The organism is Pseudomonas sp. EU05-FHT14B02 (genome assembly GCF_058791055.1).
This window is the reverse complement of record NZ_JBYTDD010000030.1, coordinates 1-12,501: the sequence shown is the minus strand read 5'-3', so window position 1 is coordinate 12,501 and position 12,501 is coordinate 1. Positions and strand designations below refer to the sequence as shown.

12 protein-coding genes are annotated in these 12,501 nt (G+C 58.3%); 4 read left to right on the top strand and 8 right to left on the bottom strand.

All coding sequences use genetic code 11. From position 1 onward, the window contains the following. Positions 1–11: 11 nt before the first annotated feature. On the bottom strand, positions 12–461 hold the full coding sequence (locus AC3WTM_RS23530) for a YcgN family cysteine cluster protein (RefSeq protein ID WP_008015986.1): 450 nt from the start codon (positions 459–461) through the stop codon (positions 12–14). A gap of 164 nt (positions 462–625) precedes the next feature. Here AC3WTM_RS23530 and AC3WTM_RS23525 point away from each other — a divergent pair, with 164 nt between their 5' ends. Beyond that, positions 626–1,219: a nitroreductase family protein gene (locus tag AC3WTM_RS23525; protein ID WP_102671294.1), complete on the top strand. Its 594-nt coding sequence runs from the start codon at positions 626–628 to the stop codon at positions 1,217–1,219. 126 nt (positions 1,220–1,345) lie between these two features. On the opposite strand, the gene AC3WTM_RS23520 is transcribed toward AC3WTM_RS23525, so the two are convergent. The 5 genes from AC3WTM_RS23520 to AC3WTM_RS23500 all read right to left on the bottom strand — a co-directional run bounded on the left by AC3WTM_RS23520 (position 1,346) and on the right by AC3WTM_RS23500 (position 7,276). Then, positions 1,346–2,278 (bottom strand): D-2-hydroxyacid dehydrogenase, encoded by a 933-nt coding sequence (locus AC3WTM_RS23520; RefSeq protein WP_102671295.1) that lies wholly within the window; start codon positions 2,276–2,278, stop codon positions 1,346–1,348. 119 nt (positions 2,279–2,397) lie between these two features. Then, entirely contained in the window at positions 2,398–2,691 is a 294-nt protein-coding gene (locus AC3WTM_RS23515) for a YcgL domain-containing protein (protein ID WP_057716006.1), read from the bottom strand. After that, positions 2,688–3,821 (bottom strand): ribonuclease D, encoded by a 1,134-nt coding sequence (rnd, locus tag AC3WTM_RS23510; protein WP_102671296.1) that lies wholly within the window; start codon positions 3,819–3,821, stop codon positions 2,688–2,690. The genes AC3WTM_RS23515 and rnd overlap by 4 nt, the downstream gene beginning before the upstream one ends. A gap of 232 nt (positions 3,822–4,053) precedes the next feature. Further along, the gene (locus tag AC3WTM_RS23505) at positions 4,054–5,703 is read right to left on the bottom strand and encodes a phosphoethanolamine transferase (RefSeq protein ID WP_102671297.1); all 1,650 of its coding nucleotides are present in this window, start codon (positions 5,701–5,703) and stop codon (positions 4,054–4,056) included. Positions 5,704–5,893: 190 nt separating this feature from the next. Continuing rightward, positions 5,894–7,276 carry a glutamine synthetase family protein gene (locus tag AC3WTM_RS23500; RefSeq protein WP_102671298.1) on the bottom strand — a complete coding sequence of 461 codons (1,383 nt, stop codon included), beginning with the start codon at positions 7,274–7,276 and terminating at the stop codon, positions 5,894–5,896. A 498-nt stretch (positions 7,277–7,774) separates the two neighbouring features. On the opposite strand from AC3WTM_RS23500, the gene AC3WTM_RS23495 reads away from it, so the two are divergent. From AC3WTM_RS23495 to AC3WTM_RS23485, 3 genes are all read left to right on the top strand, one after another. Further along, positions 7,775–8,959, top strand: a complete 1,185-nt coding sequence (locus tag AC3WTM_RS23495; protein ID WP_102671299.1) for a cyanate transporter — start codon at positions 7,775–7,777, stop codon at positions 8,957–8,959. A 13-nt stretch (positions 8,960–8,972) separates the two neighbouring features. Then, the gene (locus tag AC3WTM_RS23490; RefSeq protein ID WP_102671300.1) at positions 8,973–9,890 is read left to right on the top strand and encodes a DMT family transporter; all 918 of its coding nucleotides are present in this window, start codon (positions 8,973–8,975) and stop codon (positions 9,888–9,890) included. 112 nt (positions 9,891–10,002) lie between these two features. Next, on the top strand, positions 10,003–10,932 hold the full coding sequence (locus AC3WTM_RS23485; protein ID WP_102671304.1) for a LysR family transcriptional regulator: 930 nt from the start codon (positions 10,003–10,005) through the stop codon (positions 10,930–10,932). Positions 10,933–10,944: 12 nt separating this feature from the next. Here AC3WTM_RS23485 and AC3WTM_RS23480 read toward each other — a convergent pair whose 3' ends face one another. Next, positions 10,945–11,310: a 5-carboxymethyl-2-hydroxymuconate Delta-isomerase gene (locus tag AC3WTM_RS23480; RefSeq protein ID WP_102671301.1), complete on the bottom strand. Its 366-nt coding sequence runs from the start codon at positions 11,308–11,310 to the stop codon at positions 10,945–10,947. Positions 11,311–11,367: 57 nt separating this feature from the next. Then, positions 11,368–12,294, bottom strand: a complete 927-nt coding sequence (locus AC3WTM_RS23475) for a LysR substrate-binding domain-containing protein (protein ID WP_102671302.1) — start codon at positions 12,292–12,294, stop codon at positions 11,368–11,370. Between the last annotated feature and the right edge of the window lie 207 nt (positions 12,295–12,501).

Below are 12,501 nucleotides of genomic sequence, written 5' to 3'. Positions count from 1 at the left end.
AACTCAGGCAATCAGCCTGCGCGGAAAATCAGATGATCTTCCCAATCATCTTCCGGCACGCTGCCTTCGGCGAGCATGCGCCCGGACTGGGAAATCCGCTCGTGATGAACGGCATCGCGATCACCGCACACCAGGTGATGCCACAACGGCAGGTCCTTGCCCTCGCTGACCAGGCGATAGCCGCAGGTCGGTGGCAGCCATTTGAATTCGTCGGCCTTGCCCGGCGTGAGCTGGATACAGTCGGGCACCGAGTCACGGCGGTTGGGATAGTCCGTGCACTGGCAGGTTTTCAGATCCAGCAACTTGCAGGCGATGCGCGTGTAATAGACGCTGTTGTCGTCTTCGTCTTCAAGCTTTTGCAGGCAGCACAATCCACAGCCGTCGCACAGCGACTCCCATTCCTCCTGATCGAGTTGATCAAGGGTCTTGCGTATCCAGAACGGTTCTACTTTGGCGGCCATGGTTCGAGTATCGACATCAGGTGGTGAAAAGGCCGCCAGTCTAGTGCCCACAGCTCCGCGGGCCAAGCATTGGCGACTGTCGGTATGCCGGGCTTGTCAGTTTTTGCGCTGCCAAGTAGGGTTTTGTGTTGCTCCCACTTTCAAACGTAGCCAGGAATCTCTTGATGAGTGCCAACCCACGCGTTGCCGATTACGCCATTCACCCTCAGTTCACCGATCGCTGGTCGCCCCGCGCCTTTACCGGCGAAACGATCCCAGAGGAAACCCTGCTGAGCTTTTTCGAAGCCGCCCGCTGGGCACCCTCGGCCTATAACTCGCAGCCCTGGCGCTTCCTCTACGCACGTCGCGACACGCCGAACTGGGAGCGTTACTTGGGCCTGTTGAACGAATTCAACCGCAGCTGGGCGCAACATGCTTCGGCCCTGGTGATCGTGATTTCGAAAACCACCTTCGTTGCGCCTGGCGCAGCCGAAGAAACCCCGGCCCTATGGCACACCTTCGACACCGGCTCCGCCTGGGGCCACCTCGCCTTGCAAGCGAGCCTGAGCGGCTGGCACAGCCACGGCATGGCCGGCTTCGATCAGGAACTGACCCGCAAGGAGCTGAACATTCCTGAAGGCTACGCCCTGCACGCCGCCGTCGCGGTGGGCAAGCTGGGGGACAAGGCGAGCCTGGCGGATTATCTGCAAGCCCGTGAAGAACCCAGCCCGCGTCGTCCATTGAGCGAACTGGCGGCTGAAGGTGACTTCACCCTCTAAGCCATACTGAAAATCCCTGTGGGAGCGAACTTGCTCGCGATAGCGGTAGGACAGTCAATATTGATGTTGAATGTACCGGCCTCATCGCGAGCAAGCTCGCTCCCACATTAGTTTTTGAGGGTGTGTTCAATACCCGCGATCGAAATCCACTTCCCCGCGCAACGCCTCTCCCGCCTCATAAGCCCGCAGGTTCTCGACAAACAACTTCACCATCATTGAAGGCGAAGTCGGGGCCGAGCTGTGGCCGGTCAGCAGCAGGCCCCAAGCCGTCCAGAACGGATGACGCTGGGGCAAGGGTTCCTGACGGCACACATCGATCACTGCACCCGCCAGATGCCCTTCCTTCAGGGCATCCACCAGATCCGCATCGACCACCGCCACTCCGCGTCCGGCGTTGATGAACAACCCGGTCGGCTTGAATTGCTTGAACAGCGCCGCGTCGTAGACATCGTGGGTGTCCGGCGTGTTCGGCAGCAGATTGACCACGTAATCGACTTCACCGACCAGCCGCGGCAAATCCGCCATCGAACCAACTTCGATAAACGGTGCCTGCTCCCGTGCGCTGCTGGCAACGCCATACAGTTCAACGCCAAACGGCACGAGGAACTGCGCGACACTTTGACCGATATCACCGGTGCCGACGATCAACACCCTGCGCCCCGCCAGGCTCTGGACCTGACGACTGTCCCACTTGCGCTCGACCTGGCTGACCAGTCGCGCCAGCACTTCACGCTCGTGACCGAGCATGTACGTGAGCACGTACTCGGCCATGACCTGGCCAAAGATTCCGACTGCACGGGTCAGCCGATAGTGCCGCGGCAAGCCATCGGCCAGCAGCGGCGTGATGCCGGCCCAGGTCGATTGCAGCCATTGCGGTTGATGACCCTGGCGTAACAGGGTCGCCAGCAAATCAGGCTGGCCGAGCCAAACCGGGCAATCGGCGGCCTGGCTGGCCAGTTCGGCGGAGTCACCGCTGGTCAGCACCTCCAGGTCCGGTGCCGCCTCGCGCAACAGTTGGGCGTACACGGGGTGGTCGTGTTCAGCAATCAGGACGCGCATGCTTCAAACCTTTCAAAAACAGTGCAGACGGCCGCCGACAGAGCAGTGCTCCGTCGATGCTGCCATCGCTAAAATCAATCAGTGTTTCATAACCACTCTGAACAGAGTCTGTCTGCCGCTCACATCGGATCGTTGCGACGCAACAATTCTTCCGGCAAGTGCTCGATGTACTCGTCTTCGGCAGGCGGCATTTGCAGGTGATAACCCTGCTTCTCAAGGTTTTCCAGCACGACCGTGATGTCCTCGCGCGACAGCTTGCGCTCTGGGCTCAGCACCAGATCGAACGCGTGGATGGCCTTGCCGAAGGCTGCCATCAGGGTATCCGGTACGCGCTCCAGAGCATCGCTCTTGAGCACATACAGGTACATTTCGTTTCTTTTCGAGCTGCGGTAGATGGAGCAAATACGTTTCAAGGCTGTTCTCCGGCGGTGGCCAGGCTGTCGAGCAGCGCCTGGCCCATCAATTCGCGGCGCCAGCCACGCAGCGAATCAGGCAATTGGTAGGGACCATTGGGGAAGCCGCTCTTGAGCAGCGCTTCCAGGGTTTTCTTGCGCAGCATCAGTTCCGGCGCGATGTTCAGGCGCTCGGCTTCGGCCTGACCTATGGCCTTCATTTGTTTGAGCAGCGCAGCAGCATCCACCGGCAACGGCTCCGGCACGGCTGACGGCCACTGATCAGGCGACACACTGCCAGAGCGCTTGATCAGATCAAGCAGAAACTCGCCGTCCTGACGCACGGTACGTGGGTGCATGTCTTCGATTTTCGCCAGCGCGCCGAGGTTATCCGGTTGCGTACGCGCCAGTGGCCACAACGAATGCTCGCGGATGATCCGGTTGCGCGGCAGGTCGCGGGCCCGGGCTTCCTTTTCACGCCAGGCGCAGAGCTCACGCAAAACGGCAAGTTGGGCGCGAGACAGCTTCCAGGCCAGCTTGGCATCGCGATAGACCTCGTACGGATCGATCTCGCGGCGCAGGTTGGCCACCAGTTCGGCGCCATCTTCCAGGACCCAGGCGTATTTCTCGTCGGACAGCTTTGGACGCAGTTTTACGAAAACTTCAGCCAAATGCACGGCATCTTCGGCGGCATAGCTGATCTGGGTTTCGGAAAGCGGGCGTTGCAGCCAGTCGGAACGGGTTTCCCCCTTGGGCAGGTCGATGCCGAGCACTTCCTGCACCAGCCGCGAATAGCCCATGGAAAAACCAAGGTTCAGATAAGCGGCAGCCAGTTGCGTATCGAACAGCGGCGCTGGCAGGCTGCCGGTCAGGCGTAGCAGGACTTCAAGGTCTTCGCTGCACGCGTGGACAACTTTGACCACCGCAGGGTTTTCCAGCAAAGCGGCCAATGGCTGCCAGTTGTCGATGGTCAGCGGGTCGATCAGATAGGCGCGAACGCCATCACCGATCTGCAGCAGGCCGGCGATTGGGTAGAAGGTGTCGACCCGCATGAATTCGGTGTCGAGGGCAACGAATGGCAACTGTTGCCAGTCGGCACACAACCGTCCGAGGCTATCGTTGTCGCGAATCCAGTGAATATCGATGGCCACACGGCTCTCCCTTGAAGAATGGCGCGCAGTATATATCGCCCCCGGCGATTTCCGCGCATCCACTGAACAAGAGCATTAGCGAAAATTACTGCATGACATAAAGAATAGTCCTACAAGGCCGAGCTAGCTGGTCTTACCCAGCACCCGGAACCGTCGAGAGAATCACCGTGCCCGGCCAACACTGGTCAAAAACCAGGTCGGCAGCCACCGCGTGAAACAGAGTCAGAGGCGATCAATCCTTGGCCAACACGCCGTCTATCACTGGGCGACGACATCCGGCAAACATGTCCAGATCCTGGTGGTAGACCTTGCTGTCGACCTCCAGCAGCCCAAGCATCGAATGGAACAGGTTGTCCTGGCTGAGGGACTTTTCACGACTTTGTTGCAAGCAGCGGGTATCTAGTGCAAACGACTTTTTATAGCTGTCAGAGAACCAGGCAAACATGGCGACATGCTTTTGCTGCTCCGGTGCCAGCATGTAGGGCGTGCCGTGGAGGAACAAGTTGTATTCACCCAGGGACTCGCCATGATCCGACAGATACAGCATCGCTGTATCCACTTTGTCCTGGTTGCTGCGCAGCAGATCGATCAAGGTCGACAGTACATGGTCGGTATAGACAAGGGTGTTGTCGTAGCCATTGACGATACTTTCGCGGCTGCAATTGTTCAGGGCATTACTCTCGCAAACCGGGGTGAAGCGCTCGAACTCTTTCGGATAACGCTTGAAGTACTCAGGGCCGTGGCTGCCCATCTGGTGCAATACCAATACCGTGTCCTTGTCCAGGGTATCGATGAAATGCTGCAGCCCTTGCAGCAGGATTTCATCGCGGCATTCACTGTTGGCGCACAGCACCGGGTCCTTCAGATTGCTGACGTCCTGAAGGGTGACGCGATCGCACGTACCTTTGCAGCCTGACTGGTTGTCACGCCAGATCACGTCGATACCCGCATGCTTGAGCACGTCCAACAGGCCTTCTTCGTTCTTTGCCTTGCTGGCGTTGTAGTCCTTACGCCCCATGTTGGAGAACATGCAAGGCACCGATACGGCGGTTTCAGTACCGCAGGAGTGCACATCGGTGAAAGCGATCAGGCCATCTTCCTTACTCAGCTTCGGATTGGTGTCGCGGCTATAACCAAGGATGCCGAAGTTCTCCGCCCGGGCACTTTCACCCACAACAAGTACCGTCAGGGATTTGCGCCCGTGAGTTTGCCAGGCTGGATTGCGCCGGGCATCTTCACCGAGCTTCACAAAAGGTTGATGTGCAGACGCAACCTGCTCGCGCAAGAAGCCAGCCGAGGCACCAATATAGTTGCTTGGCACCACCATCAAGCGTAATTCGTGATGATTGCGAAACAGCGAAGACAGGCCTTGATAATTAACCAGTGCAACTCCACCGATGACTGTTGCCGAGGCAAAAGTCACCACAGCCTTACTGAGCAGTTCACGGTACCAACGACGATAATTAATTGGTGTTTTCCATAACAGCCAGGACGGCAAAACACCGAGCAGTAAAATATAAACAAACAACTTGAGCGACAGTAAGTCACGCACTTCCGTTGCATTGGTCTCGGCGAAGTTACGCAACATGCCGGTATCGATCAAAACACCATACTGGTTCATGAAATAAACCACGCCTGCGCTGGTCATGAACAGCAGAGTCAGGAGCGGCTTGAGCACCGGCCGGAATGCCAGGAGAGTCAGCACAATGTTGAAGGCCGCGAAGATCATCACCCCGAAGGCCGCGCGCATGACGATGCCTTTGCCGTCGGATGCGGTGATTTCGAACAGGTGTTGCCAAAGCACGTAATTGAAGCCTACTAACAAAAACGTGCTGGCAATCAGTGTCACCCATTCAGGGCGCACGGCTTTAATCTTTAGCATGATATTTGGCGGACCCTGAAAATAAGTATCTTTGGCAAATGTGAAAATTTCATTTGCCGAGACAGCTGTAATTTTAGGTAGCCAACAATCAATTTTTTGTGAAAAATAAGCCAACAATTAGTTGGCTTGTTAAGTCTTCCTGACACTTTAAGACTATTTGAGAATGGTTCAGCCCCGATTCAGGTCCGACTCAAGCCTGATGCAAATACCAGCGCCAGTCCTGTTCACCGACCTCCCCCATGAATTGACGATACTCAGCGCGCTTCACTGCCAGGTAGACGCCGAGGAACTCACCGCCGAAGGCTTCCCTGGCCCAACTCGAACCTTCCAGTGATCGCAAGGTGGTCAGCCAGTCTGTCGGCAACAGTTTCGTGGTCTGGGCGTAGCCATTGCCTTCCACCGGCGCACCAGGATCGAGTTGTTCGCGGATACCGCGATGAATACCGGCCAGAATCGCCGCAGCCGCCAGATAGGGATTGGCATCTGCGCCACAAATTCGGTGCTCAATGTGCCGGGAATACGCAGGCCCACCAGGTACGCGCAGGCTCACGGTGCGATTGTCCACGCCCCAGGTGGCCGCCAGGGGCGCATAGCTGTTGGCCTGGAATCGACGGTAGGAGTTGGCGTTGGGGCAGAACAGCAATAGCGAATCGAGCAAGGTACTGAGCATGCCGGCGACGGCCTGCTTGAGCAGCGGCGTTCCATCCGCAGCTTCGCTGGCGAAGAAGTTGTTGCCGTCCTTGTCCGCCAGGCTCACGTGCATGTGCATCCCGGTGCCGGCAAGGTCATCGAAAGGCTTGGCCATGAAACAGGCTGTCATGCCGTGCTTGTGCGCCACGCCTTTGACCAGACGCTTGTAGCGCACCGCTTCATCCATCGCCTGTAGTGCATCGGTGCGGTGTTCGAGGGTGATCTCCACTTGCCCCGGCGCGTATTCGGAAATGGCCGTGCGCGCCGGAATCCCCTGGAGTTTGCAGGCACTGTAGAGATCGGCCAGGAACGGCTCGATCTGTTCAAGCTCGCGTAAACCATAGACCTGGGTGCCGTACGGACGCCCGCCATCGACATCCCGTGCCGGTTGCGGCCGGCCATTGCTGTCGCGTTGCTGATCCAGCAGGTAGAACTCCAATTCCGCCGCCATGACCGGGTAATAACCGTCGGCCTGCAAACCCTCGATGACTTTCGCCAGCAAATGACGGGGATCGGCAATAGTGGCTGGCATTCCCTCCGTTGGGTGCATGCTGACCTGCACGGCCGCGGTCGGTATCAGACGCCAGGGCATACGCGTGAGGCTGCCGCTGATCGGGTAGGCACGGCAGTCGATATCACCGACATCCCAGACCAGCCCGGAGTTTTCCACGTCATCACCGTTGATGGTCAGGCCGAGGATGGTGCTCGGCAATGGTCGCCCGCTTTCATACACCGCCAGCAACTCGTCACGATGCAGCAACTTGCCCCGCGGCACACCGTTGTTGTCGAGGATGAACAGCTCGAACATTTCAATATCCGGGTTCTGCTCCAGAAAGGTCAGGGCTTCTTGCCGGGTGGCAAACGAGGTCTTGGCACAACTCATGGGAACTCTCTTTTTCCGTGTCAGACGGGTATGCAAAAGCACCCGCACTTTAATCCCGCCATCAAGCGGAACAGGTAGGAACAATCAGCGGAAAAAGCAGGAATCCGGCGGGCGCGCATGGCGGCAATGCCACAGCGCCCAAAAAGCCAGTTCAGAAGGAAGTGCAGAGAGGTTTGGCGCGGTGGCAGGCATGAATCGACGACCAAGGCTCGACGCTCGAACGCCGTTGGATGCCTTGCAGTGGATTGCGACTGGCCAACCGTCCATAGAGAGAACCGCAGAAAACAGATGACCCGCAGCGTCACACGATGGCTTAAGTCGTTAAATCAGGATTTGAAGAACCTTGGATGTCGTCTGGCTAAACATTTGGCTGTTTTGTGCTGCCTTCAGTGGGGAGATGGCCTGTATTTGATTTCTAAATACCACCCCGGACTTTCTGATTTGCGCCCTTCGGGCCTCGCGCGCCTTAATCGCCCGCCTATTCATCAAGGTCCGATCATGGAAAACACCCGAGCCACTTCCCGCCCTGCCCTCTGGCTCATGTTCAGCATTGTCCTGGTTGCCCTGAACCTGCGCCCTTCCATGGCCGCTGTCGGGCCGCTGCTCTCAGCGATTCGCGACGACATTGCGCTGAGCTTCAGCCAGGCTTCACTGCTGACAATGTTGCCGGTGACGGCCATGGGGCTGGCGATGTTTGTCGGCGTGCGCGTCAGTCAGCGATTCGGCGATCAACGCACGGTAGTCTTCTCGTTGCTGATCATCGGCGTGGCCACGCTTTCGCGGTTGTTCCTTGATTCAGCCGCGCAGTTGCTCCTCAGCGCGGTGCTGGCCGGCGTCGGGATCGCCCTGATCCAGGCCCTGATGCCAGCGCTGATCAAATCCCGCTTCAGCGACCACGTAGCCCTGTGCATGGGGCTCTACGTCACATCGATCATGGGCGGTGCGGCCATGGGTGCTTCCTTTGCGCCAGTGGTGATGGAGCGTACTGGCAGCTGGCGTATGGGCCTGGCGATCTGGGCCGTTCTCGCTGTGCTGGCATTGCTCTACTGGCGCAGCCAAAGCGCGGGGATGGCAACACTGGATTCGAGGGCATCCGGCAAAGGTTCGTACTTTGCCAATTCCCGCGCGTGGTTACTCGCGATTTTCTTTGGCTTGGGCACTGCGTCCTACACCTGTGTTCTGGCCTGGCTGGCGCCTTACTACGTAGAAAAGGGCTGGAGCGAGCAGCACGCCGGATTGCTGCTCGGTTTTCTGACCGCCATGGAAGTGCTGTCGGGTCTGTTGACGCCCGTCATCGCCAACCGCAGCCGCGACCGCCGCGTCGTGCTGATGGTATTGCTGACACTGATCATCGCCGGTTTCTGCGGATTGATTCTGAGCCCACGGCATTTGAGCCTGCTGTGGCCATGCCTGCTGGGGCTGGGCATTGGCGGCCTGTTCCCGGTGAGCCTGATCGTATCGCTGGATCACCTGGATAATCCATTGCGTGCTGGCGGCCTGACCGCATTCGTGCAAGGCATCGGCTACTTGATCGCAGGCCTGTCGCCGCTGCTGGCGGGGATCATCCGCGACCAGCTCGGCAGCTTTGAATGGGCCTGGTGGTCGCTCACGGCGGTCATGGCGCTGATGATGCTGATGGTTTTGCGCTTCAACCCAAGGCACTACGCCCGCCACATCCATTGACCCGGAGCCTGCCATGAAAACCACCGTTTTCGCCGTCGCTCACGCCAGCATGCTGCTTTGGGCCTTGTTGATCGCCGCATCGTTTTCCGCGGCGGCGCAAGTCAGCCAGGCCATCGACCCGATCCTGCTGACGGGTTTACGCCTGCTGTTTTGCGCTTTGGTGTTTCTGCCGTTGTTGCTGCTCAGAGGCGATGCCGTCTTGCCCCCCCGCGCACTGTTTGGTCACGCGGTGCTCGGCCTGCTGCTGGCGCTGTACTTCGGTTCGCTGTTCGAAGCGTTGCGCTACACCTCGGCCGTCAACACCGGGACGATGTTCACGCTGGTGCCGCTGATGACCCTGGGTTTCGAAGCCGTGCTCACACCTGACAGCCGTCTGAAACAACGGATTATGCCGATGCTGCTCGCCGCTGTCGGGGCGGTGTTGTTGATCATGAAAGGCACCCGCCCCGGCGAGTTGCCATCGCCCTATGCATTGACGGTGTACGGCATCGGTTGCTTGGCGATGGCGCTCTACGCCCCCCTCAGCCAGCGTCTGAAAGACAATAGCCTCAAGGGACGCGAACCGGTGCCCATGACGTTCTGGAACATGTTGTTCGGTGCGCTGTTTCTGCTGGTGTTCTGTGGATTGAGTGGCGGTTGGCGTTCGGCATCATTACTAACGCTCAACGACTTCTATTGGCTGATGTACCTGGCAGTGTTCGCCACCCTGGCGACGTTCTGGCTCCTGCACCGGGCCATCGGCGTGATCGCGCCGTCCTCGGTGATTTCCTACATCTACCTGAGTACGCTGTTCATCACCTTGTTCCACTGGCTATGGGGACACCAGACGCCGCTGCCGCTGGAAATGACCGGCGCGGTGCTGGTGGGCCTCGGCATGTTCGCGCTATTGATGTCCAGCCGCCGTGCCGTGTCGGCGATGGTCCAGGGCTGACCGGTCTTGGGCGAAACGTCCTGCAAGATATTCTCCCTGCTCGCCCATTCCGCTAGGATAATTCACCACCCTTGCACACGGTCAGCGCAAGGGACGCAGCGAGATGGAATGGATGCTGAACAGTAATTCGCTTAGAAAGCTCGACATGCAGGACCTCATGGTGTTCGTCGCCGTGTATGAGCAGAACAGCGTCACCGACGTATCCGAGACGCTTTGCGTCAGCCAGTCCACCGTGAGTTACTGCCTGAAAAAATTGCGCACCAGTTTCGAGGACGAACTGTTCATCAATACTCGCACCGGCGGCATGCAGCCCACCGGCAAGGCCAGCGCGATGTACCCTCATGTGCTGAAAATCCTCGAAAGCATCAACCTGTGTCACGCAGGCTCACCCACGTTCGACCCTGGCCTGCAGCCCGTGACCTTCAACATCTGCGCACCGGAATATTTCGAGCAACTGATCCTTCCGCGCCTGTTGAAAACCTTCGACCTCGCCGATCTTCCGGTGATGGTCAATGTGTTCAAACTCCAGGCCGATATCCCTGCCCAAGCGTTGCGCAAAGGCAGCCTCGACCTGGTGATGTGCTTCGGCCCGAACTTTCATCGCAGTCACGTCGATTTCAAATCGCAGACGCTGCTCGAAGATGACCTGGTGTGTGTTTTCGACAAACGCGCCACGCCGGCAGAACCACGCTTGAGCCTGCAAACCTATGTCGAACGTCGACACGTGTTCCCGACACCCTGGACGTCCGCCACCAACATGGTCGACGGCTGGCTCGCGCAGCAGGCTCATCAGCGCCAGATCGTCGCACGCGCCAACAGCTACAGCGCAGCATTGAAGCTGATTACCGGCACCGACTATGCCCTGACCCTGCCCCGACGCATTCAGCGACTGCTGGCCAGTGCAGACACCTTCAATCACTGTGAAGCGCCCGAAGGCTTGCCGGGTTTTACCCTGGACATGCAGTGGGACCAGGGTGTAGATCAGGACAGCGCCAACATCTGGCTGCGAGAGCAGGTAATCCAGGCCTGTGTCGAGCAGTAAACGGCCTGAAACTCAGTGGCTGATGGCGGTCTTGCTGTAGGAATCGCGATCGATGTCGAGAATTTCCACGCACAGCTGGACTTCAATGTCACTCGGCCATTCACACAAGTCCTGAACCACTGCCAGCAGGCTTTCAGACAGTTGTTTCTTGATCTGTGCGGAACGACCGCTCAACAGCGCCAGCTTCACATGCACGAACGCCCGCTCAGCCAGTGCCGTGCCAACCTTGAACGTCTCGACCTTGACTGCGCGGCTCTTGATATCGAATTCGGCAGCAAACTGACCGGAACCCACCAGCGTATTGTTCAACCGCATCAATGCCACATCGGCATTCAGATCAGTCAGGTTGGCGGTGTATTCCATGTGCAGGTGAGGCATGAGTTGCTTCCTTCAGTGGGGTGGAAAGGTCGTACATATAACACAGCGACACCCTGTTCATTCGGGCAGCGGCAAAACGGCACGTTCACTCATGAACGCCTCCAGGCGCGAACGCAGCCAGCGTTCGGCAGGGTCGCTATCGACATGGCTGAGCCAGACCATGGATAGATCCAGGGTCGGTGTCTTGAAGGGAAAGGGTTCCTTGAACAGCATTCCCGATGCAGCCATCGCCTCAGCGGTGTAGTCCGGCAGGCTGGCAATCAGGTCGGTGCCGGCAAGCAGGGCCGGCAATGCACTGTACTGCGGCACCGAAAGCACCACCTGGCGTGTGCGACCGATATCCGCCAGCCACTCGTCGGCATAGCCACTGACGTTGGCGGTATGGGACACCAGCACGTGCGGTCGTGCGCAATACTCATCGAGGGTCAGCGGTGTATCAGAGGCATCGGCGCGCAAAATGCTGGGCTGGATGTGTCGCAACAACTTGCGCTTGGCATTGGCCGGCAAGCCACGGGTCTGGCTGATACCTACTGTGATATCGCCAGCTGCCAGCAAGTCGGGAATCCGCCAGTAATCGACATGTTGCACCACAAACACCACGTTGGGCGCTTCCTGGCGCAGCGCTCGTAGCAATGGCGGCAATAGCCCGAACTCCACATCGTCGGACAACCCGATGCGGAAAGACATCGTACTGCTGGCCGGGTCAAAATCATGGGTCAGGCTCAAGGCCACGGACAAGGAATCCAGTGCCGGCGACAGGTACCTGATGATCTCCTCGGCCCGTGCCGTCGGCTCCATACGATGGCCAACGCGTATGAACAGCGGATCATTGAACATCGCACGCAAGCGGTTGAGCGCGGAGCTGATGGTTGGCTGACCGAGAAACAACTTCTCCGCCACCCGAGTGACATTGCGTTCGAGCATCAGCGTTTCGAATACCACCATCAGGTTGATATCCGCCTTGCGAAGTTCATTGCGATTCATTCACTGCCCCGATCCCAAAAATCTGCTGACAGTTTAGGTAGCTGGTGCGACTGCCGTCTATCCAACACAGGTCCAACAGCGTGACGCAGGCTGTCAGGGGATATTTCGCACTGAAGCCCATCGCGAGCAAGCTCGCGCCTGCAGGGACGCCAAAAACAAAACCCCTACCTGCATACGCAGATAGGGGTTTCGGAATTTAATCTTGAC